Annotated in this window: 17 protein-coding genes; 7 read left to right on the plus strand and 10 right to left on the minus strand. The window is 60.1% G+C overall.

Annotation, left to right across the window (positions count from 1 at the left end; genetic code table 11):
- The first annotated feature begins 54 nt into the window (after nt 1–54).
- The 4 genes from HF257_RS05765 to HF257_RS05780 all read left to right on the plus strand — a co-directional run bounded on the left by HF257_RS05765 (nt 55) and on the right by HF257_RS05780 (nt 3,433).
- The gene (locus HF257_RS05765; RefSeq protein WP_185712056.1) at nt 55–267 is read left to right on the plus strand and encodes a hypothetical protein; all 213 of its coding nucleotides are present in this window, start codon (nt 55–57) and stop codon (nt 265–267) included.
- Nucleotides 264–1,412: a site-specific integrase gene (locus HF257_RS05770; protein WP_185712057.1), complete on the plus strand. Its 1,149-nt coding sequence runs from the start codon at nt 264–266 to the stop codon at nt 1,410–1,412. Before HF257_RS05765 ends, HF257_RS05770 begins: the two co-directional genes overlap by 4 nt.
- Before the next feature lie 121 nt (nt 1,413–1,533).
- Nucleotides 1,534–2,391, plus strand: coding sequence for a DUF5677 domain-containing protein (locus tag HF257_RS05775; RefSeq protein WP_185712058.1), 858 nt, complete (start codon nt 1,534–1,536; stop codon nt 2,389–2,391).
- A 757-nt stretch (nt 2,392–3,148) separates the two neighbouring features.
- On the plus strand, nt 3,149–3,433 hold the full coding sequence (locus HF257_RS05780; protein ID WP_185704680.1) for a DUF3077 domain-containing protein: 285 nt from the start codon (nt 3,149–3,151) through the stop codon (nt 3,431–3,433).
- Nucleotides 3,434–3,507: 74 nt separating this feature from the next.
- Here the strand turns inward: HF257_RS05780 and pelG are convergent, their stop codons facing one another.
- The 8 genes from pelG to HF257_RS05820 form a co-directional block, all read right to left on the minus strand.
- Complete coding sequence (gene pelG / locus HF257_RS05785) at nt 3,508–4,878, minus strand: exopolysaccharide Pel transporter PelG (protein ID WP_185704678.1); 1,371 nt, start codon at nt 4,876–4,878, stop codon at nt 3,508–3,510.
- Nucleotides 4,879–6,393: a GT4 family glycosyltransferase PelF gene (pelF, locus tag HF257_RS05790; RefSeq protein ID WP_185704676.1), complete on the minus strand. Its 1,515-nt coding sequence runs from the start codon at nt 6,391–6,393 to the stop codon at nt 4,879–4,881. It lies immediately after the preceding gene.
- Nucleotides 6,383–7,378, minus strand: a complete 996-nt coding sequence (locus HF257_RS05795; protein ID WP_185704674.1) for a HEAT repeat domain-containing protein — start codon at nt 7,376–7,378, stop codon at nt 6,383–6,385. The genes pelF and HF257_RS05795 overlap by 11 nt, the downstream gene beginning before the upstream one ends.
- Nucleotides 7,356–8,723, minus strand: a complete 1,368-nt coding sequence (locus HF257_RS05800) for a PelD GGDEF domain-containing protein (RefSeq protein WP_233081259.1) — start codon at nt 8,721–8,723, stop codon at nt 7,356–7,358. Before HF257_RS05800 ends, HF257_RS05795 begins: the two co-directional genes overlap by 23 nt.
- 5 nt (nt 8,724–8,728) lie before the next feature.
- Nucleotides 8,729–9,247 (minus strand): penicillin-binding protein activator LpoB, encoded by a 519-nt coding sequence (locus HF257_RS05805; protein WP_185704672.1) that lies wholly within the window; start codon nt 9,245–9,247, stop codon nt 8,729–8,731.
- Nucleotides 9,248–9,273: 26 nt separating this feature from the next.
- The gene (locus HF257_RS05810) at nt 9,274–12,882 is read right to left on the minus strand and encodes a tetratricopeptide repeat protein (protein WP_185704670.1); all 3,609 of its coding nucleotides are present in this window, start codon (nt 12,880–12,882) and stop codon (nt 9,274–9,276) included.
- On the minus strand, nt 12,860–15,673 hold the full coding sequence (locus HF257_RS05815) for a bifunctional glycoside hydrolase 114/ polysaccharide deacetylase family protein (RefSeq protein ID WP_185704668.1): 2,814 nt from the start codon (nt 15,671–15,673) through the stop codon (nt 12,860–12,862). The genes HF257_RS05810 and HF257_RS05815 overlap by 23 nt, the downstream gene beginning before the upstream one ends.
- A gap of 62 nt (nt 15,674–15,735) precedes the next feature.
- The gene (locus HF257_RS05820) at nt 15,736–16,668 is read right to left on the minus strand and encodes an NAD-dependent epimerase/dehydratase family protein (protein WP_185704666.1); all 933 of its coding nucleotides are present in this window, start codon (nt 16,666–16,668) and stop codon (nt 15,736–15,738) included.
- A 438-nt stretch (nt 16,669–17,106) separates the two neighbouring features.
- On the opposite strand from HF257_RS05820, the gene HF257_RS05825 reads away from it, so the two are divergent.
- From HF257_RS05825 to HF257_RS05835, 3 genes are all read left to right on the plus strand, one after another.
- Nucleotides 17,107–17,607 (plus strand): sigma-70 family RNA polymerase sigma factor, encoded by a 501-nt coding sequence (locus tag HF257_RS05825; protein ID WP_185704664.1) that lies wholly within the window; start codon nt 17,107–17,109, stop codon nt 17,605–17,607.
- Entirely contained in the window at nt 17,607–18,554 is a 948-nt protein-coding gene (locus HF257_RS05830; protein ID WP_185704662.1) for a FecR domain-containing protein, read from the plus strand. The genes HF257_RS05825 and HF257_RS05830 overlap by 1 nt, the downstream gene beginning before the upstream one ends.
- 101 nt (nt 18,555–18,655) lie before the next feature.
- The gene (locus HF257_RS05835) at nt 18,656–21,067 is read left to right on the plus strand and encodes a TonB-dependent siderophore receptor (protein WP_185712059.1); all 2,412 of its coding nucleotides are present in this window, start codon (nt 18,656–18,658) and stop codon (nt 21,065–21,067) included.
- A gap of 53 nt (nt 21,068–21,120) precedes the next feature.
- On the opposite strand, the gene HF257_RS05840 is transcribed toward HF257_RS05835, so the two are convergent.
- Together HF257_RS05840 and HF257_RS05845 are read right to left on the minus strand one after the other, a co-directional pair.
- On the minus strand, nt 21,121–21,822 hold the full coding sequence (locus HF257_RS05840) for an SDR family NAD(P)-dependent oxidoreductase (RefSeq protein ID WP_185704658.1): 702 nt from the start codon (nt 21,820–21,822) through the stop codon (nt 21,121–21,123).
- A 20-nt stretch (nt 21,823–21,842) separates the two neighbouring features.
- Nucleotides 21,843–22,046 (minus strand): tautomerase family protein, encoded by a 204-nt coding sequence (locus HF257_RS05845; RefSeq protein ID WP_016979078.1) that lies wholly within the window; start codon nt 22,044–22,046, stop codon nt 21,843–21,845.
- Between the last annotated feature and the right edge of the window lie 27 nt (nt 22,047–22,073).

The raw sequence follows: 22,073 nt of genomic DNA on the forward strand, positions 1-22,073 counted from the left end.
CCCCGGCCGCAGCGCTAGACTGCCCGGGGTGCTCCAGCTTACAGAGGGCTAGCAATGAACTCCCGATCGGACAGCGTCCTGCTATTCACTGACCTGCAGCGCATCACTGGCTACCAGCGCCGTTCTGATGTTGAACGGTCACTGATCGACCAGGGCGTTCGCCTGTTCCGTGGCCGCACAGGGCCGTGGACAACGCTGGACCTTATTAACCAAGCCGCAGGCATGACGCCTGCCGCTACAGAGCGATACGACGCCGACATCCTATGAGGAAAGCAAGGAAGCGGAAGCATAATCCGCACATCCCCTCTCACATCGATCAGGCCGCTCTCCCAGCGGCCGTTTACTTTGATCAGCGAAACGAAGGGGTTTGGTACACCCTTCATCGTGACGAGACGGGCACGCAGCGCCGGCGCAACATAGCGCCGGCTACCGTTTCGCTGGCAGAGCTACACCAAATCATGGACGAGGCTTCCAACGTCGACCGGGGAACGCTCCGCTACGTTTGTGCGCAGTTCCACGACAGCGATCGATACAACAAGCTGAGTTCGAAAACCCATGACGATTATTGCTACTCCCGCGATGTTCTCCTGACTATTCCCACCAAGCTGGGAAAACCGTTGGGGGATCTGGCCGTTCGGAAATTCACTTCTGCCCTGGTGCAACGAATCGTTGACCGACTCGCGGACGAAGGCACGCCATCGAAGGCCGCACATGCACTCCGCTACCTGCGCCGTGTGCTGCAGTGGGGCCGCAATCGTGGCTTTCTGGAAGTGAATCCGGCCCTGGGCATTGAGGCGCCCGTAGAGCGCAAACAGCGCCGTCTACCCAACCACCAGGTCATGGACAACCTTATCGACCGGGCGACTGCCAGGGGGCTGCTGCAACGCAATGAGAAAGGCGGCTGTCCCGAATACCTGGGCTACGTAATGGAACTGGCCTACCTCTGCAGGTTGCGCGGCATCGAGGTCGTGACCCTTACTGACGAAAACGAGCTGGAGAGCGGAATCCTGACCAATCGCCGCAAGGGCAGCCGCGACAATATCGTTCGTTGGACCCCAAGGCTTCGCAAAGCTTGGGACCATGCTAAGGCCTATCGAACCAAGATATGGGCCAAGCGCAAAACCGCAATCCCGATCATGCCATCGCGCCGGAACATCATCGTGGCCAGTCACGGTGGCCCCCTCCGCAAGTCCAGTCTCGATACAGCTTGGCAACGTTTCATCACATTGGCTCTTGCAGACGACATCATCACTCCAGAACAACGTTTCGCACTCCACGACTTGAAGCGACGTGGCATTACCGACACGACCGGCAACCGCGCGGATAAACAGGAGGCCAGCGGCCACCGTGACCCCAAGATGATGGACGTATACGATCTGAGCATACCTACCGTATCCCCCTCTGCAGACTGAGCAAAAATCTACGTGATGAGGCATTTAGCTCACATGCGTGGAGAGTGAGGAAATCACCTGCTCAGTTGCGACTGGCGAAGGCCTACACTTAATCAAAATGACGATAGCGGGAGATAAGCTGATGCTGTATCAACGAATGGAAGAGCTTGAAAGGGAATTCGACCTGCTGATCGGGCTCATGGGAGACATGATCACTGCGCAGGCAACGCTGCACGATCCGACAGCCGACTCTCCAGGGTGGATGTACAGTCAGCATGACCTGGCGAAGAAACTCTTCCGTCATATGTGTTCCGCACGGACATTACTTGAGCCCTCTCCCTTTCAAAGTCAGACCGTCCCAGCGCACGGTTTTATTGACCACTCATCAGTAGCAGTTCTGACTCGCACATCGCTTGAGAACTACTTAGTGATGAGCTGGCTTCTCAGCGGTGGAAATAAATCGCTACAAGAATTCCGACATAATGTTTGGGAGTATTGTGGGTGGAAAAAGCGAAGCAAATTCGCCGCAACGACCGATGAGGCCCGGACCTCTCGACAGGCAGCCGAAGATGATGCTTCCGCTTTGTGGCCTGTGATCCAGGAATCCCCACTTTTCCAAAACTATACTGAGTCCCAGCAACAGCGATTGCGCAAGGGTGATTGGGGTACAGGCTGGCACTGGAACGACCTCGCAGAAGAGGCTGGTTTGCACAAAACCTACTTCACCTCGACCTATCCCTTCTTAAGTGGACATGTACACAGCGACTTCATCGGAGCACTCCAGAACGGCCAAGCGGTCACGCTGGACAATCAGTACATGTTGGGGTCAGGTTACCTGCAGGTTATCGTTATGCTGATGGGCCATTTCGCACATCATTACGCGAACCTGTTCCCCCCAGCCAACAATGTGTTGCTTCATGCCGGAGAAGTACGCGAGATCGCGGAAAAGTGGAATCTTCGCGCCGAGGACATGGATTTCCTTTACCGGCCAAGAGAATGACTTAAGCCTCCTATCGCTTTGTAATTTACCTACGAGCAAAAATCCACGTAACAAGCGAATCAGAGCCCGCTATCTATGCGGGCTCTGGCGTAACTGCACGTAACAAGAGGTCTCGTAAGTCATTGATTTGTTTGTTTTGAGCACCTAGCTTGTAATCAGTAGGTCCCGGGTTCGACTCCTGGTGCCGGCACCATACGCAGTATCAAAAAAGGCTCACCGCAAGGTGGGCCTTTTTTGTTTTCCCACTTTCACAATTTCGCTCACACCAGCATCCAAATGCCGCGTGCCACTCCAACTCCCGTCACTACCGCGGCAAAGGCAGTGTTCGATCAATCCGGTGAGGGAATCGAACTGGCGACGAAGTGGCACATCAGGGCTGAAACCATGGCCCATATTTATGACCATCTGGACCTTCAAGAGCCTAAGCTCTGACCCGAAAGCTCATGAGGCAGGAAGCGAATAACCTCCTCCCCCAGAAATTCATTGATCTACGCCAGTCTAGCTTGAACCGGTTCCAGCTCGTTGAACGCCCACACCTGGGCGGCGTCGCGGATCGACCCGCCCCCCCGAAGACTCCGAGAAAAACCCTCCCATCAACATTCCCGATTGCTCCCCATCCCCCACCAAGCTACTCTCCCGCCGTCGCTGTCAATTCAGCGATCGGGCCTGAGAACCCGGCAAGATGCAGGCGCCACAGCGCCGCCCATTCGCACGATTACGAATGTGGTAGCTCTCACTCGATATGGGAGTTTTACCGATGACCACTACACACCCATCAGCCTTAACCACCCTCGGCGTCACCCCTTTTTCCTTTCACTCCGACCAACCTCTGTTCCGCGTTAACAGCGGTGTTTCCCTGCCTGACGCTCTGCACCACGCCTCCAACCTGCTGCACGTTGCCGAGTTGCTCGCAGAAGACGCGGCCATGACGCGTGATACGGATCGCTACGCCTGGGCATCGCACTTCTTGCAGGAGATGAGCAAGGCGGTGATTGATGATGTGGTGAAGGTGCTGGAGTCGCCTTGCCATACCGAGCAATAACCAATCCCTGAGCAACAAAAAAGGCACTTGCCGCTATCCGCCAAGTGCCTTTTTTTCGTCGCGCTTAACGCCAATCACCGCGCCAGCATAAACGTCTCATACTCCAAATCTTCCAGCGTCGACGACAACCGCGCCAGTCCCAGCAACACACACACCAGCAGCGACAACGTAAACCCATACCCAAAGAAACTCGGCCCCAGGTGCATGCTGAGCAGTGTCAGGGCGCCGTTGAGTACGGCGAACAGTACGCACAGTTCCAGCACGACGCGGCGTTTGTCGAGGTAGAAGAAGACGTTGAGCAATGCCATGAACACCACCTGGATGCTCACGCCGATCAGGTCGATGTAGAACAGGGGCAGGTAGTAGCTGGAGATGCCGATCCATTCCAGCAGGCGCGGTGCGAAGAGGAACAGCAGCACCACGGTGAGGCCCTGGACCTTGCAGATTTCCAGCAGGCCTTGGCGGATCGATAGGGTCATTTCGGTTTTCAGCGAGCCGATGTGCTGCAAGGTTTCGCCGTCGCGAATGGCGCGGAACAGTCGGTCGTACCATTCGGCAAAGTCGGTCTCGATACGCACCAGGAACACGGCCATGCCAGGGATGATCGCCAGGTAGGCGATGAAGATGGGCATGTCGTACAGGATCGAGGCGCGCAGCGGGCCGATGACGGCGTTGGAGGTGCCCGGGTTGAACCAGAACAGGATCTTGTCGACCCAGATGCCGAAGTTGTAGAAGAACCCGGTCACCAGCAGGCTAAGGAAGACGTTGCGACGATTGAGGAAATCGAAGGCAATCATCTTCTCGGCACGGTATTCGCGCAGGATGTCGTACAGGTACAGGAACAGCAGGCTACCGTGCCCGATCAGCAATGCCAGCAACAGGCCGGGCATCTTCAGGAAGCTCAGCGCGTAGGCGCTTGCGACCATCAGCGCGTAGCCCACCACCATGACCATGAGGATGCGGTTATATTTTTTCATCCCCGACAGGAAGATGATCACCAGCCACAGGTTGCACAGCACCACGAAGTTCGACAGCACCAGCACGCGGTAGATCAGCGGCTGATCGAACAGCAGCGCCAACACAATGACCCCCAGCACGCCGGCGCCAATGGTGACCAGCAGCAACACGCCCAACAGGTTGGGCAGGATCTGCTCGTACTTGTGTTCAAACAATTGGTCGGACACAAACCGGGTGAAGAACAATTGCAGGCCACCCGTCAGGATCAACGAGCTGGCCATCAGGTACGTCACCGTGACCAGGAACTGCCCCACCAGTGAGTTGGGCAACAACAGGCCCAAGCTGATGATGCCCACCAGCATCACGCTGATGATCGACAGCACCCACGGCCCGGAGCTGATCAAGCCGGCGTACACATACGCGTGCAGGGTAGCGGTGTATGAGTCGCGCGAGAGGATCTTGCGCAGTTCGAAGCCAATACCGGCCATTTAATTGTTCTCCATGGCTGCTTGGTACAGGTCGCGATAGCGCTGCAGCATCAAGGCTTCGGTGTAGTAACGGTTGACCCGCAACAAGCCGCTGGCCTGTGCAGCCTTCCAGCGCTCGGGGCTGCGCAGCAGTTCGAGGATGGCGGCGGAGGTGGCTTGTGGGTCGGCAATCGCCACCACCTTGCCTGCAACGCCCAGGTCGCGGTCTTCGGCGCTGCCGCCTTCGATCAATTCGCGGCACGAGCCGACGTCGCTGCTGATGACCGGCGTACCGGCGGCCCAAGCTTCGAGGATCACCAGGGGTTGTGCCTCGCTGATCGAGGTCAGCACCATCAGGCCCAGTTTCGGCAGGATGTCCTGGATGCGTTGGAAGCCCAGGAAGTGCACCCGGCCTTCAAGCCCAAGGCTCGCCATCAAGCTGCGGCATTCGCTGACGTATTCCGGGTCTTCCTCTTCCGGACCGACAATCCAGCCCTCGGCGTGCGGCATGGCGCTGATCACGCCGCGCATGGCGCGCAGGAAGGTTTTCACGTCTTTGATCGGCACCACACGCCCGATCAATCCGACCACGGGCGCGATGCCCGGCTCGCGGGTTTCCATGGCGCTGGCCCACTGCGACAGGTCGATGCCGTTGGCGATCAACTGCGTGCGAGCGGGGTCGGCACCGTCTTTGATCTGGCGCTGACGGTTGCCGTCATACAAGGCAATGATGTTGTCGGCACTGTTGTAGGCCAACTGGCCGATCCGTTCGAAGTAGCGCACCCACAGGGTACGGATATACCCCGAGCCACCGTCGAGGCTGCGGTTCAGCGCCTGGCCGGAGCTTTCGGCGATCCACGTGGCCTGGGCCAGGTCGATCTTGCGTTCCTTGGTGTAGATGCCGTGTTCGCTCAGCAGGTACGTGCACTTCCAGCGATGCTTGAGGATACACCCCAGCAGCCCGGCGTAACCGGTGGAAATCGAGTGCAACACCCGCGCTGGCGGCATCTTGCGTGAGGCTTCGGCGAGCATCAGCAAAGGCGACTGCAGCGAGCGCAGGGTCCAGAAATAGTTGACGAAAGAAGGGTCGGCGCAGTGCTGGCGGTAACCTTCGCTGAGGGTTTCCCAACTGGCGCGGCTGCGCAGTACGTCGTCGAGGGTCATGTGGCCCTCGGCGATGCAATTGAGCATGCGCTCACCCAGTTCCCGCTCGGGCTGGTCCGGGTGATGCAAAAAGCGATACAGGTCGGCCAGCTGTTGCGGGTCGGCATCACGCGGCGTGCCGCGGGTGTCGGTGGGGTGTGTCGCGTCTTCGAGGAACACTTCCTCGATGTGCAATACGTTCGCCGGGATTTCGTAGCGCCGCGAGGTATAGGCCGAGCGCTGGCCGCCGATGAACATCACCGAAAAGGTCAGTTCCGGCAGGCCGAGGATCATCTGGTGAATCCAGCTCGATACGCCGCCACGCACGTACGGCCAGGTGCCTTCCAGCAACAGGCAGATATCGGCCGTCGGTGTCGCTTCCTTATGATTCATTCCAGCTCCTCACCAACTCAGCGAAGGGTGGCCGCTGGCGGGTTTTTTCCGGAAGGCTGGCGAGCAACCCGGGAATTTCGTGATAGCGACCCGACTCAAAGGCCAGTTCGGCATGGAAGGGCAGCAATTGCGCAGCACCAAGACCGTTTCTCTCCGCTTCGTGCAGGAGGGCTTCGGCTCGCTCATTCTCACCGCGCTCCAAGGCAATACGGCCCGCCAGCAACAACAACTCACCGCCCTCGCCCGCCGCCAGGCCCTGCTCGGCGTGTTCACTGGCTTGGTTCAACACGTGCTCAAGCACACTGCCTTGGGCAAGGCCCAGGTAGGCCAACTCCCAATACCAGCGCGCCAACATGCTGTGCACCGGGCCCGCGGCTCGCGGGCTGACGCCGGCCAATTGTTCGAGGGCCATCTGGATGTGCAGGTTGATGTCGCTTTCCTGCTTGTCGAGCATCGAGTACGCCAAGAGGCGCACGTCATCGCTGGGGTCACCCAAGGCCAACTTGAGGATGGGCACGGCGTCCTTGCCCGGCATGCGTCGAGTTGCCAACAAAGCGGCCAGACGTTGATCGGGGTTCGGCGCGTGACGCAGCACATCCTGCAAACCGCCGTCGGCGAAGATCGGCGTGCGGGTCTGGGCCTGCGCGCGGAACGGCAGGTCTGGGATGCCAACGGCCTGCCAGGCTTGCTGGTCGCGTTTGCGCGGCAGGTACAGCGCCGGGAAGATCGACGCCACCACGCCCAGGGTACCGATGACCGGCACGAAGAACGCCAGGCTGAAAATGAACAACGGGCTCCACGGCAGCGGCGCACGGTAGCGCGCCGGCAGCAACAGCCAGACCGCGCCGCTGAGCATCACGCAGGCGAGGCCGTGACTGAAGGTGAACACCAACAGTTGGTGCAACTGCGGCGCGTCGAGCCACAAACTGGCCCAACTGCCCGCCTCTAGCAACACGGCGCCGCTAAACAGCCACTTGCTGATCATTCAGGCCACACTCGTTGTAAAGGAAGTTACGCAGCCCGTTGCGATCACAGCCAGGCTCCAGGTTGAAAGGCATGACCCGCACACCCAGGCTGTCCAAATCGGTGTCGATGCCAAAGTGTTCGTGCAACAACAGGCCGATACGCGCGAGGTAGCCTTGGGTGCCTTCCGGACTGGTCAACGGCAACAACACCAACAGCAGATGGTGGTCGCGGTTGTTGCGCACCGGCAGGTGCAGGTCCAGGCCACGCTGGCTGCGCTCCATCAAGCGCGACAGTTCGTCGTTGGCACGCGTCATCTCGAACGCGAACAACCCGGCCGGCAAGGTGTGCTGTTCCACATCCACCAGCGAACGCTTGAGCTGCAACGTGAATTGCTGGGCATCCGCATCGGGCAGGCTCAGCACTTGCGGATCGCGGCGCAGCAGATCGGCGATGTGGCCGGCCAGCAGCGACAAGAGGCTCAACGTGCGGTCCTGGAACGCGAAGAACGGCATCTGCCGCACCGCCAGGATCGCCAGCAAACGCCCTTCCGCGTCGATCAGCGGGATACAGGCCTGCAACGATGAGAACTGCGCGGAGTTACCCGAGTCGATCAGTTCCTGACGCACGCTGACCAGCTCGCCACGCTCCAGGCACAGCTTGATCAAACCGTCGTCGGTGCCCAATGGGCCCATGACGCCGATCATGGCCAAGGCCTGCGGCAGAACATTCTTTTCGCTCTCGTCGACGCGGTACAGCCCCGCCACGCGCAAGGCGCCGTACTGTCCCAGCATCGCCACGATCGGTTCTGCCAGTTCGTTCAGCGCATCGCCTTCGACCGACATGCCGCGCAGTTTTTCTCGCAGCCCCAGCAAGGAGCTGCGCAGGCTCTGGTCGCTGCCGGCGACACGTTGCTCCAACAGGTCGTGAGACACCCGCAAGATCTGGTGGGCACGGGTGAATTCGTCGAGACGGTACTGACGGTATTCGTTGGCCATCTGCAGACGCTCCAGACGGCGCACCCACAAGTCGCGAACCTCACCGACCAGCATCCCGCACACCAGCACACCCACGATGAAAGACGGCTCCAGCTGGGTGTAACCCTCATGCCCGCTGTAGCGCAGCGCGAACAACGCGGCCACTAGCAAAGCGGCGCTGAACAGACCGCGCACAAAACCGTAACGCACACCCAACAGCAGCGGCGCCAGAATCGGCCAGGGGAAACCACCGTGCATCTGCAACGGGTCTTCAGGGGTCAGCCAGAAGCCAAGACCAATGGCCAACCCCGTCACCAGAAGCGTTTCCAGCCAAGACACCGGCCCGCTGGCGCGAGGCGCCAGGCTGTAATCCATGTGTGGAGAATTCATTGCGTTCACTCGAACCGAAGGGCGCCAACAAGCTTGTCGATAACCGTCTGAGCATTGCCCGCCAGGCTTTCACGGGACCAGCCGGCGCGCGCGCCACTTTTGCTCCAGAGCACGCGACCGCTGTTGGCTTCCAATACCCGCAGGCTGATGCCGACTGCCGGCTCGCCGTCCAGGCCGTTCTTGTACTGCCACTCTTCCACGCTACCGGCCACCACGTAATCGAGCTTCTGCTCACGTGCCCATTCAAGGGCGCCGTTCAGGCGCTCGTTGTCGTCCATCAGCGCTTGCTCGCCCTGGGTGCTGGTTGGGTACACGCGCGGTTGCAGGCCGTGGCTGCTGAGCACACTGAGCAGAATCTGCTCGCTGCGCTCACCGGCTTGCGGGGTCTGGGAATAGTTGACCATCGGCACGATGCCCCACTGCGCGTTGCGCGGCAGGTTCGGGCTGTTTTCACTGGTGAAGCTTGAGCAACCGGCGACGAACAGTACTGTCAGAGCCAAGCTCAGGTTACGAATTGCTTGCATAGGTTTTTCTCCCGTAGATTCTGTAATCAGCGCCCGAAACGCACGCCGTAGCTCATACCCAGTGTGCCGCCGGACTTGCCATCCCCGCCCTGTGGCGCAGATTGGTAACCGAAGGTGAGGGCCAGTTCGTCATCACCCAGCACTTCGAAGCCGACCCCGGTGTTGATGCCGTAGTTAAAGGTTTGGTCCGTCCATTGCCAGCCTGCCGTCATGTCCACCAACCAGGTGTATTGCGGCTTGCTGCGCACCAGGGCGCCCGGTATGCCACGACGCCAGGTGGTGCCGACGTAGAGTTGGCCGTAGCGGCTTTGCAACAGGTCGCCAGCGGTAACGGTTTCCACGTCGAGCGGGTCCGGCAGGTTAGTGTCCGGGTCAATCGACTGAGGCGTGATCTTGATCGGGCCACCATTACGACTGGAGAGGTAGTCCAGGTCACGATCCTTCACGTTGTTCTTCTGGTAATCCACACCGCTGCGCACGGTCCAGTTAGGCCCGGCGAATTCCAGCGTGTGGTTCAACTCCAGCTTCACGGCCTGACCGGTGCCCAGGGAATCCCCGGCACGGGTCGAGAACGAGCGCTGCGCCACTTCCCAGCTCAACTGGTCGCGTGCGGTCAAACCATGACGCCCACCGACCCAGGCCCGGTCCTGCTCGCCAAAGGCGCGCATGTAGCCGCTGTCATCGCTCTTGCGATGCCAGTCCAGGCCGGTCTCGATCTGGTGGCTGGAACCCAGTTGCCACATACGTGACAGGCCCAAGCCGTTGCGGTCGTCGTCCTTGCGCTGGCTGGTATCGGCAAATAATTTCCAACTGCCGTTTTCCACCGAGCGAACCAGGGTCAGGGCTGCGTTGCTCTCGTCACCGATTTTCGATGAGATCACATCGTCGCCTTTGTAGTTACCGTGTTCCACTTCAAGGTCCGCGTACCATTTGTCACCCAGGTTATGGGCGATTTCCAGGCGCGGCGAATCAAACGAGAGGCCACCAAAGTCTTGCTTCTGATACGACAACAGCGCGCCTTGCGGTGTGCTTTCGTGAATCTCCACGGCCTGGCGACGCAGTTGCTCGCGCACCGCCTCTGGCTGGTCGTCACCGAGTGCAGACAGGTTGGTTTCCAGGGCCTCGTTGTTACGTCCCAAACGGCTGAGTGCCTGGGCACGTTGCGCCGGGTTCAAGTCGCTGCTGGCCAACAGGGTTTCGACCTGGGCTTTATTGCGGCTGCGCAGGGCTTCCTGGATCTGCTCGTAACGGTCGACCTTGATGCCTTGGGTACGCGCCCAGGCCAGCCAGTCATCTTTCTGTGCTTGCTGGTTGGTTGCATCCAGGCGAGCGACCAGGCGTTCGAACCACAGTTGCTTCATCGACGGCGAACCGTCTTTCCACTTCAGCAGTTCTTGCTGGGCTTTTTGCGGCGAGTAGCTGCTGGACATCAAGCGCAGCCAGATCGCGTAGCGCTGCGACGACGGTTGCAGGTTCTCGGCCTCAGGGCTGCGCAGCAACTTCAAGCGCAAACGCTGAGCGGCGTCCTGGTAGCCGGAGGTATCCAATGCGTCGGCATACGCGGCCTGCACCAGCCAGTCGTTCGGGCTGAGCTTGAGGTACATGCGATACCAGGCCAACGCCTCGGTATCACGCCCCAATAGTTGGCTGGCACTGGCGAACGGCAGCCACAGCAGGCGGTCTTCCCGTGCGTAGGGGCGCCATTTGGCCAGCAACGGCTTGAGCTTCGCCGTATCGGCCTGGTCGACGTACAGCCAGGTCAGGCGCTCGCGAAACAGGTTGTCATCGGGGAACCGCGACAGCCCCAGCAGATACAAACGCTCGGCCTCGGTGGTGTCGCCCTGCTCCACCGCCAACGCGCCGCGCACCGCCAGAACCTGGGCTTGCTCGTAGGCATCCGGGTATTTCTTGGCGTCTTCCAACAAGGCGACGACCTGGTCCCACTCCTGCAGTTCCTGAGCCAGTTGCAGCGCTTCGACCAACCGCTGCGGGTCTTGGGCGCGGTGCCAACTGTCAACCATCAGCTTCAGGGCGCGCTGCGGGTCACTGGTGCGATACAGGGTGATCAACTGGCTCTCATCGCCACTGGTCAGCTTGCCGTTAAGGGACAGCAGCTTCTCCAGCGAGACGCGCAAGTCTTCATCACGCTCCAGGTCCCAAGCGAGGGCCGCGCGGGTGCGCCAGTATTCCGGGTCATCAATGGCAGGGTTATCCGACTTCACCACTTCCCAAGCGGCTTGCTCATCAAACAGCTTCATTTCGGTGCTGGCCCAATCGACCAGTTCTTCGGTGGTCAGCTTGTAGCTTTTTGCATAGTCCTTGTAGACCTTGCCCTTGGCCGCGAATTGCCCGGTGTTTTCCAGGTTTTGCAGCAGGCGTGTCCAGGCCAGACGATGCGACGGGTATTTACGCAAGTAGCCGCGCAACCAGGCTTCGGCTTCGACGGGGGTACCGCGCGATTCGTGACCGTAGATCAACGCATCCAGTTCGATGTTCGTGAGCGCACGCTGTTGCATGATCTCGGCGAGCAGCGGGATCGAGCGGTCAAAGTCGAATTGCTGGCTGGCGAGACGCCAGGCATGTTCGCGGGTTTTCGGGTCTTCCTTGAGCTTGAGCAAGCGGATCCAGTAGCTCAGCGCCGCTTCGTTGTCGCCGCGCCATTCACCGAGCTTGGCCATTTGCTCGAGCAATTCGGTGTCATCCGGGTAATCGACCACCAGTTCCTGGCCGGTCTCCCACGCACCCGCCAGGTCATTGATGGCCAGGCGTACCTGGAACTCCTTCACGAGGATTTTGCGGTTGTCGGGCTCCAGGTCATGCCACTGCTGGAGCACACGCTGGGCAAGCTCAAATTGCTTGGTCGCAACGGCGATATCAACGCCCTGCTCCAGCCATGCCACATCGGTTTTTGCGTTCGTCAGCGTGGGCAATTCGTCAGCCAACACCTTAGCGGCCTGCTCGTCACGGCCGGCCGAAAGCAGGCTATTGAACGCCAGCTGCGCGTACTCGCGCTGCTCGCCTGGCTGCTGGGCGTCACGCTTGAGTTGCAGGTAGATGTCGGCCGCACGTGCCGGTTGCTCACCCGCTAGGTACCACTGCGCTGCCGATTTAAGGGCCTCGGTATGTTGCGCCGGGTCACGCCCTGCGATTTCTTCGAACACCGTGGCGGCAAACGCCGGCGCCTGCAGGGTTAGCGCCAGCTTGGCCAGGCTTTGCAGTTGGGCCACCGGCAACTTGCGATGATCAAAGCTTTGCAAACGCTCGACCAGCGCATGCTGCGCGATCAGATCGTTGCCATTGGCGGCGATCAGCGCGTCCAGTTCCAGGCGGTAGTAGGCCTGGATCTCCGGCTGCGGCTTGGGCCAGGCATCCACGTGCTCACGTGCCTTGGCGTAGTCACCCAGGCGAATCAGCAAGTCGACCAATTGCAGGCGCAAGCGGTCGTCCTCGGGGTGCGCTGTCAGCAACAGCTCGGCGTAGTTGGCAGATACCGCATCGGGCTCGCGCCCGTCGGGCTGGAACACTTCTTCACGCTGGAAGGTCGCCCACAGCAAACCTCCCACGGCAACCGCGACTACCGCCAGTGCCCAAGGATTGAGCAGGCGGTTATTTTTAGTTGCAGAGGAGTTGACCATTACTCACCTGCTTCATAGGTAGTTGAAAAGTCCAAAGGCCGGCCGAAGCCTTGCCCGCAAATCGCTGCCCATCGACTTCTACGCGGCAGGCTGTAGCCGAGCGCACGGAGAAGGTCAGGTCAAACTGACCGGCAAACGCGAAACTCACGCGACGATCATCCAGGTAGCGCCAATCGAGCAAAGGCACGTTAGCCTCCTCCAACGCAGGGCGAGGATCCCTGTCCGAACGCAGCACCAACAGCGCTTTGTCGCTGCTCAGGGCCACGTAACGGCCTTGCGGCAAGTCGCGCACGCCGGCGATATTTTGTGATTTGACCAAGTCCGGCCAACCCATTTGTGCATCCAGGCGCACGGTACGCAGTGCGTCCATCCCACGGATCTGCCAGGCGCCATCGGCGGTACGCGCCAAGCTCGACTGGTACAGACCATGCAGGCGGTCGACGTAATCGCTCATCCACAACGACATCGGCTGTTGATCACGCATGTAGCCGTAGATCTCGTGCATGGCCTTGATCGAGGCTTGCTTGGTGCTGGAATAGAAGTGGTAGTAGAGGTGCAAGCCGCGCAGGCGACGCGGGCTGTCGGTCAGCTGGAAGGTGTCGATCAACTCGCGGAAGCCGTAATACGGGCCTTTCCACAGGTTGGTGTAGAGGTTTTCGTTGATGATCGGCGCGTAGTACTGCAGGCCACCCGGGGTTGGGCGCAGCAACGGGTTCAGGCCCGTCAGCGATGGGTTGGCCTTGGTCATGATGGTTTCGGCGCCATTGACGTTTTTCAGGCCGGCGTCATAGGCCAACTTGATGGTGTCGGAAGACGGCAGCGCGTCGCCCGGCCAGAACACCATTTTCACCGGCTTCTGCGGGGTGGTCAGGTTCTGGTTGATGTAGTCACGCGAACCAAAGATCTCGCGACGAAAATCGATTTTGTTGTAGCCGGCGATCTTCATGTTCAAGCCGTATTCCGGGTTGAAGTTCTCGCGCTTCTTGGCTTTGTCCGGCTGCATGAAAAACGGGTGGCTGAACGTGTGCGTCGCCACTTCGACTTTCGGGTTGGCAAAGATCTCGCGGGCAATCGGCTCAAGCTCACGGGCCAGGAACGGGAACGCACCACGCGGCGAAATCTCACCTTCGATGATCGAGACCGAGGTCAGGAACGGGTTGGGCTTGATGTAGTCGTCCAGGGTGTGGCGACCCGCGTACGGCGTGCCCCGCACTTCGGCGCGGGATGGGAAGCCATCACCGTCGATGTGCACGGTCGCGATGCGACGGCCATTTTCGGTGGTGGTGTCCGGGCGTGGCTGGTCCGGCAGGCGCAGGCTGGCGGTCAGGAAGGCGAACGGATCGAGAATCCACCGGCTGCGCTCGTTGTTGATCTCAAGGATATAAGGCGCCAGTGCCAGGCCACCCCATTTGCCGACCACCACCGGGTTGAACACAGCGCCATTGGCACCGCTCAGGGACAACGCCGGGGTTGGGCCGTTAGGCAACACCGAGACGGATGCCAGGTCGCGGGAGCGCGGTACAACCGGCGCTTCAAATGAGCCCAGCAATGCCTTGTCCTGGTGAGTGATGGTCAGCACTTGGGTGGCTGGCGGCGCATCACGCTTCAGGCCCAGGCGCTTGAGCAGCAACTTGTCTTCAACCGGCAGGCCACTGAAAAACACCACCGGGACGTTTTCGTCCAGGCGCGCGTTGAGAAAACGATTGAACGCGGGCGTGTCCTGCGGCGGGCCGCTGGTCATCCAGGTGACCACACCTGCGTACAAACCGCTGAAGCCGTATTGCGGCAGGTCACTGTTGGCGGGGAGGTAATCGACGCGATAGCCGAGATACTCCAGCAAGCCGCCCAGGTTGCTATGTCCAGCAGCATCTTCGAGCGCGCCTTCACGCGGGTCGTAGATCATTGCGATACGGCGCGGCTGAACCTCGATGCTGCTGATGCCCAGGGTGTTGAGATCCGGAGTGCTGATGTACGGAATGAAGCCCTCGTCACGCAAACGCTTGGCGAGCTTGCGCGCTTCTTCGCGGCGCTCAGGTGGCAGGTAGTCGATGGCAACCAGCGGGATGCCCTTGGCGCGCAGCGGTTGCAGGTGCGTCTCGAGCCACTGGCGGTCGGACTCGGACACCGGACGATAGCGCTTGGCGGAAGCATCCCAGCCCGCATGAATCGACTCGACGGCGACTGCGGCCGCCACGCCATCCAGCTCTGGCAGCACTTCGAAGCCGCGGTTGAAGAACAGCTTCAAGTTAGGCTGACGCTTGTGCAACTCACGCAGCAAGCTGGCCAAGCCAACGCGCTGTGCTTCACGGGAGGCTTGTGGCAGCAGTTGGAAGCTGTCGAGGGTGTCCAGAAACAGGCCGGCATAACCTTGCGCTTCGAGGGCCTTGGCGCGACCGAACAGGTGCTCACGCCAGGCCGTCGAGGTGAGGTCCATCACCTGACTGTTCCAAGAGTCGTTGCGCACCGGGGAAATCGCTTTGCTCAGCCCGGCTTTCTCGACTTCGGCCTTGTTGCCATCGAACTCACCGATGGACAAATAGGCAAACGGCTGGCTTCCCAGTGCCCGCAAGGTTTTCACATCGCCCGGTGTCATATGGCCCGGCTCGACCACGGCCCAATCGAACTGCGACAGTTCTGGCAGCGGTGGTTGGTCGGCGTACCAGAACGCCACGCTGGCCGGTTGAGGCAAAGCAGCAGCGTGGGCAACTGGCCCTGCAACGAACAATGCTAGAGCAGCGAGTAGCCGCTCGGCGATCGCGCGCAAACGCGTCCTGCGGAAAACGATTTCCATAATTCACTCTTGAAAATGACTGGGCCGATACTGCGTTAACGTCGGGCGAACTGACCGTCGAATTACAAACTACGCAAGAGCTGTGCTAGACCCTGGCCGATTGAAGTCGGTTCCGGGAGAGCAAAGCGTTCCAGCAAACGGGCGTTGTTGGCGCGCGAATGGCGAATATCACCTTGGCGTGGCGCTTGGTAGGTCACGTTCAACGGGGTGCCCGTGGCATCGCCCAGTTCAGCGATAAGATCGTTGAGGCTGGTGGCGCGGTTAAGTCCGACGTTGATGGCCCCTAGGGCCGGCTCGTTGGTCTCTACCGCCTGGACAAGAATGCTCACCAAATCTTGCACAAATACGAAGTCGCGGGTTTGCTCGCCGTCACCAAATACGGTGATGGGCTTACGGGCCAGTGCGCGCTCGGTGAAGATGCTGATCACGCCGGAGTAAGGCGAGGAAGGGTCTTGGCGTGGGCCAAAAATATTGAAGAAGCGGAAGATCACCGGCTCCAGGCCGTGCTCGCGGCGATAGAAGTCCAGGTAGTACTCACTCGACAACTTGTCGCTGGCATACGGCGTCAGCGGGGACTTAGGCGTGTCTTCATCAATGGCGGTGCCTTCGCCATTGTTGCCGTAAGTGGCAGCGCTGGACGCAAATACCACGCGCACCACACCGGCTTTCAACATGCTTTGGCAAACGTTGAGTGTGCCGACAAAGTTGGCTTGGTGGGTGGCGACCGGATCGTCTACCGAGGCCTGGACCGACGCGACGGCTGCCAAGTGCACGACCGCGCTGCAATCTCGCATGGCGCGCTCGACGACGGTGCTGTCTGCAACATCACCCACCACCAGTTCCAGGTCGGCATTGTCCATTGGCAGGTTAGTCACCTTGCCGGTGGACAAGTTATCCAGCACGCGAATCTTGTAGCCCTTGCCCAACAAGGCATCGACCAGATGTGAACCGATGAAACCTGCACCACCTGTAACCAGAACGCGTCCTACGACCATGAAGTTTTCTTCCTAAAGACTCTACTGCAGACGTGAATCAAAGAGCCTGCGAACAAGGTAATTGTGTTTAATGGGTACCCCGACTGACGCCACTTGGCCATCAGGGTCCAAGCCGCAACATCCCGACCTCTTTAAGAACAACAGCATGGGACGAATCTGCGCTATTAATGTCATTTTAATGGCTTAGAGCCATCAAAACCGTCGCAAATAATGTTGGATCCATTTGGAACTGTCAACGTTTTGTCTTGCCTGCCGCCAAACGGTCACTCCAGGCTCGATTCACGCCATTTATTTGACAGCGTAAAACCAGCAAAGCCACTTCCGCCGCCTGTTGGACGCCCGCTGATTCGGTCATCCCACCGCACAAAAGCCTCTTGCATAAAACCACGCCATCACAATAATGAGAGCAATTACCATTTACACATCGGTAGCACGCTCATGTCGGCCCTTGATCATTCAGCGCTTCATCAGTTGTACAGCGACCACAACAGTTGGCTTAAAGGCTGGCTGCGGGTACGGCTGGGGAACGCGGCGGATGCGTCTGACCTCGCGCAGGACACTTTCCTGCGCGTGATGACGGCTCGCAACAGCGCGCCGATCCGTGAGCCGCGTGGCTACCTGAGTGCGATCGCACGTTCGTTACTGATCGATAAATCCCGCCGTCGCGCCATCGAGCAGGCTTATCTGCAGGCGCTGGCGCTGCGGCCGGAGCCGGTGGAAGTGTCGCCGGAGGTGCGTTTGTCGATCATCGAAATGCTGGTGTCCATCGACAGCCTGCTGGATGACTTGGGGGTGCGCACGCGAGAGATTTTCCTGGCGGTGCAGCTTGAGGGCTTGAACTACGTCGCCGCCGGTGAACGCTTTGGGGTGTCGGTGACCACGGTGAAGAACCATCTGATCCGCGCCATGACGCAATGCCTGTTGCTGGTCGAGAGCTGATGAAGCCGTCCCTGGATTTAAAGACGCTTGAAGCCGCCGCCACCTGGTACGTGCAGTTGAATGACGGCGAGGCTGACGAGGCACGCACACAAGTTTGGCAGGCCTGGTTGCAGGCCTGCCCACAGCACGCAGCGGCGTGGGGGCGAGTCGAGGCGCTGCAACAGCAATGGGCAAGGATGCCTCAGCAAGCCGCCCTCTCCGGCCTCGGCGCCGCCCAGAAACAACGCCGTGAGGTGTTGAAGATCCTGAGCATGCTGATGGCCGTCGGCGCGTGTTCGTGGCTGGCGGTGGAGCAGGTTCCGTACCGCGCCCTGATGGCCGAGCAACGTACCGGTACCCGTGAACGTCGCTCACTGCGCCTGGATGATGGCACGCAATTGGAGCTGAACGCCGACACGTCGCTGGACATCCATTTCGACGCCAACCAACGACTGATCCGGCTCTATCAGGGTGAAATCCGGGTGCAAACCGCCAAGGATCCAGCCCTGCGGCCGTTCATCATCACCACAGGCGACGGCAGCATCAAAGCCCTCGGCACGCAGTTCAGTGTTCGCCAGTTCGACGATCACACCCAGGTCGGTGTGCTGGAGTCCGCCGTTGAAATACGCCCGCGCCGACAATCGGGCCACGTGTTGCGTTTGGAGAGCGGCCAGCAGGTCGCGTTCGACCGTGATGCCATCCAGAACCCCTCGGCCCTGCCAGCAGGCTCCACCGCTTGGGTGCATGGCATGTTGAGTGTGGACGACTGGCGCCTGGGGGATTTCATTACGGAGCTCAGCCGTTATCGCCCTGGCGTGCTGCGCTGCGACCCGGCGGTGCAAGGCTTGAGCATCTCGGGCGCGTTCCGTATCGACGACACCGACACCGTGCTGGAAAACCTGGGCAAATCCCTGCCGGTGAAGGTGCGGTATGTCACCCGCTACTGGGCCACTATCGAACCCGCGTGAAAATTGTTGTCGGGCAACCTTGCTGATTTTGATTCTCATCCGTCAATGACACAAACCGCTATTGCAGCGACTTTCTGCCAGCTCAACGGAAGGATCACCGAATGCCCCCGCTTCCTCTCTTCGCCAACACGTCCATGACGCGCGCCGTGCGTCTGGCGCTGTTTGGCTTGACCCTCGCCAGCCTGCCCGGCCTGGCGTTGATGCCAACCCCTGCGTTGGCACAAACCCAGGCAGCCTACGCCATTCCAGCGGGGCCGCTGGGTAAGGCACTGACGCAATTTGGCGTGCAGGCGGGCGTGACGATTTCGTTCGACACCGACCAGGCTCGACACCTCACCAGCACCGGTCTGAACGGTTCGTACACCGTTGAAGACGGTCTGGCACGTTTGCTGGCCAACAGCGGCATGCACGCCGAACGCCAGAGCAACGGCGGCTACATACTGGTCGCAAACGCCGAGCAGAGTGCATTGCAGTTGGGCGCCACGCAGGTGACCACCAACCAACTCGGCACGGTGACCGAAGGCACGGGTTCCTATACCCCCGGCACCATCGCCACGGCCACGCGCCTGGTGCTGACGCCGCGCGAAACGCCGCAGTCGATTTCCGTCGTCACGCGCCAGGCCATGGACGACTTCGGCCTCAACTCCATTGATGACGTGATGCGCCACACCCCCGGCATCACCGTGTCGACCTATGACAGCGAGCGCACCAACTATTACTCGCGCGGTTTCTCCATCAACACTTTCCAGTACGACGGCATCCCGACCCTGCGTGACGCCCAGTATTCCGCCGGCCAGACCCTCACCGACATGGCGCTGTACGACCGCATCGAAGTGCTCAAGGGCGCCACCGGCCTGCTCACCGGCGCTGGCGGCGTGGGCGGCACGCTCAACCTGATCCGTAAAAAACCGACTGCCGACTTCCAGGGCAGCATCGAGTTGGGCGCCGGCTCCTGGGACAACTACCGCTCGCAGATCGACGTCAGCGGCCCGTTGACCGAAACCGGCAACATCCGAGGCCGTGCGGTCGCCGCCTACAATGACAAGCACTCATTCCTCGACCACTACTCGCGCAAGACCAGCGTGTTCTACGGGATTCTAGAGGCCGACCTGGACGAAGACACCCTGCTGACCGTCGGCGCCGACTATCAGGACAGTGATCCAAAAGGTTCCAGCTGGACCGGCAGCCGCATGATCTTCGACGCCGAGGGTAAAGAACTGGACTTGCCACGCTCGTTCAACAACGGCCCGAAATGGGGTTCATGGGCGCAGTACACACGCACCGCCTTCGCCACCTTGGAGCACAGTTTCAGCAATGGCTGGGTCGCCAAAGGTCAGTACAACCACCAGATCAACGCCTATCACGCGCCGCTGGGCGCCCTGTCCCAGGACTCGGGCAACCAGAGTTCGCTGTTTGCACGTAAATACGTGGGTGAAACCACCAGCGACAGCCTCGACGCCTACGCCACCGGGCCGTTTGAACTGTTTGGCCGCGAACACGAACTGGTGCTCGGTCAGTCGGTGGCCATCAGCACATGGAAGAACAAGGCCTACAACGCCCTGTTTGCAAGCGGCACCAACTCGGCTGATTTCTACACGTGGGATGGCGACATTCCGGAGCCGGCGTGGGTTAAATATCGCGACTTCGACCAGACCACTCGCCAGACCGGCAGCTACCTCACCAGCCGCTTTAGCGTGACCGACGAAATGCACCTGTTGCTCGGCGCTCGCTTGGCCAACTATCAAGTCACCGGCAACAGCAAATCCAAGGAAAGCGGCAAAGTCGTGCCTTATGCTGGCCTGACTTACGACCTGAACGACAACTTCACCGCCTACACCAGCTACACCGAAATCTTCCAGCCGCAGACCGACTACCGCGACCGCAACGACAAAATGCTCGAACCGGACGAAGGCAAAAACTACGAAGTGGGCATCAAGGGTGAGTTCTTCAACGACGCCCTGAACACCAGCCTCGCCTACTTTGAAGTGCACGAGACCAACCGCCCGGAACTCGACACCTCACCTGGCGCCGCCCTGATCAACGACTCGCCCTACTACGGCACCAAGTCCAAGACCAAAGGCTACGAAGCGGAAATCTCCGGCGAACTGGCCACCGGTTGGCAGTTGCAAGCGGGCTACACCCACAAGATCGCGCGCGACGACAACGGCAAAAAAATCGCCACGTGGGAGCCGGAAGATCAGATCAACCTCTACACCACCTACAAGCTGACGGGTTCGCTGGACAAACTCACCCTTGGCGGTGGCGCGCGCTGGCAGAGCGAAGGCTGGAAGTCGATCAGCAATGCCGGCCTGCGCCGTTCCGAAGTGCTCACCCAGGACGCGTACTGGTTGGTGGACCTGATGGCGCGCTACCAGATCACCGAGAACCTGTCGGCGACCCTGAACGTCAACAACGTGTTCGACAAGAACTACTACACCAACATCGGCTTCTACGATTCGGCCTACCCTGGCGACCCACGCAACATGATGGTCACCACGCGCTGGAATTTCTGACGCGGGCTAAATGTGGCGAGGGAGCTGGCTCCTTCGCCACACTTCTATCCGCACTAGTGACCGGCGCTTTGCCCGCCATCGACATGCAGGATCTCGCCGGTCACAAACCCGGCGTTCTCCAGGTAGACGATGGCCTGGGCAATATCACTCACCTCGCCCATATGCCCAACCGGGTGTAACTGCCCCAACGCCTCGTGGGTGTGCTCGCCGTGCATCGGCGTCTTGATAATCCCCGGGCTCACCGCATTTACCCGAATCCCACGTTTGGCGTATTCAATCGCCAGGGATTTGGTCGCCGAATTCAACCCACCTTTGGTCAGGCTGGCGAGCACCGACGGCACCCCGTCAATGGCATGGTCGACGAGGCTGGTGGTGACGTTGACGATATGGCCGGCACGCTGCTTTTCCATCTCGGCGATAGCCAGTTGGGTGATGTAGAAAAAACCATTGAGGTTCACCGCCAGCACATTGGCGTAGTCCTCCTGGGTATAGGCGGTGAAGGGTTTGGCGATGAAGATGCCGGCATTGTTGATCAGGCTGTCGATGCGCCCGAACGTGGCCAGGGCTTCGCGAATGACGCGCTGGGCGGTGGCAGGGTCGGCGATGTCACCGGCGACCGTGAGGATGTTGGGATCGGTGGATGGCTGGATCGAACGCGAGGTGGCGACCACGCGGTAATCAAGGGCGCGATAGGCCTGGACCACGGCGGCGCCGATGCCTTGGGAGGCGCCGGTAATGATGACGACTTTGCTCATGATGATGCTCCGGTAGGTGTTCAGGCTTGGGACTTGCGGTATTCGGTGGTGGTGATGCCGGCGTAGCCCCAGTTATCGGTGTCGACTTCTTCGATGACGATGTGGGTCAGGTCAGGGCGTTTGTGCAGGACGCGTTCGAGGGTCTCGGTGAACTCGGCGATGACCTGGGCTTTTTGCTCCGGGGTAACGCCGTCACGGGTGATGCGCAAGCTGACAAAGGGCATGGCAGTGGCTCCAGTGGCCGACCATCG

This window comes from Pseudomonas cremoris (assembly GCF_014230465.1).

Coding starts and splice junctions, on each gene's coding strand:
- HF257_RS05805 (WP_185704672.1), bottom strand. CDS start 9,247: ATGCAAGCAATTCGTAACCTGAGCTTGGCTCTGACAGTACTGTTCGTC.
- HF257_RS05820 (WP_185704666.1), bottom strand. CDS start 16,668: ATGGTCGTAGGACGCGTTCTGGTTACAGGTGGTGCAGGTTTCATCGGT.
- HF257_RS05830 (WP_185704662.1), top strand. CDS start 17,607: ATGAAGCCGTCCCTGGATTTAAAGACGCTTGAAGCCGCCGCCACCTGG.
- HF257_RS05770 (WP_185712057.1), top strand. CDS start 264: ATGAGGAAAGCAAGGAAGCGGAAGCATAATCCGCACATCCCCTCTCAC.
- HF257_RS05795 (WP_185704674.1), bottom strand. CDS start 7,378: ATGATCAGCAAGTGGCTGTTTAGCGGCGCCGTGTTGCTAGAGGCGGGC.
- HF257_RS05815 (WP_185704668.1), bottom strand. CDS start 15,673: ATGGAAATCGTTTTCCGCAGGACGCGTTTGCGCGCGATCGCCGAGCGG.
- pelG (WP_185704678.1), bottom strand. CDS start 4,878: ATGGCCGGTATTGGCTTCGAACTGCGCAAGATCCTCTCGCGCGACTCA.
- pelF (WP_185704676.1), bottom strand. CDS start 6,393: ATGAATCATAAGGAAGCGACACCGACGGCCGATATCTGCCTGTTGCTG.
- HF257_RS05775 (WP_185712058.1), top strand. CDS start 1,534: ATGCTGTATCAACGAATGGAAGAGCTTGAAAGGGAATTCGACCTGCTG.
- HF257_RS05825 (WP_185704664.1), top strand. CDS start 17,107: ATGTCGGCCCTTGATCATTCAGCGCTTCATCAGTTGTACAGCGACCAC.
- HF257_RS05835 (WP_185712059.1), top strand. CDS start 18,656: ATGCCCCCGCTTCCTCTCTTCGCCAACACGTCCATGACGCGCGCCGTG.
- HF257_RS05810 (WP_185704670.1), bottom strand. CDS start 12,882: ATGGTCAACTCCTCTGCAACTAAAAATAACCGCCTGCTCAATCCTTGG.
- HF257_RS05840 (WP_185704658.1), bottom strand. CDS start 21,822: ATGAGCAAAGTCGTCATCATTACCGGCGCCTCCCAAGGCATCGGCGCC.
- HF257_RS05780 (WP_185704680.1), top strand. CDS start 3,149: ATGACCACTACACACCCATCAGCCTTAACCACCCTCGGCGTCACCCCT.
- HF257_RS05845 (WP_016979078.1), bottom strand. CDS start 22,046: ATGCCCTTTGTCAGCTTGCGCATCACCCGTGACGGCGTTACCCCGGAG.
- HF257_RS05800 (WP_233081259.1), bottom strand. CDS start 8,723: ATGAATTCTCCACACATGGATTACAGCCTGGCGCCTCGCGCCAGCGGG.
- HF257_RS05765 (WP_185712056.1), top strand. CDS start 55: ATGAACTCCCGATCGGACAGCGTCCTGCTATTCACTGACCTGCAGCGC.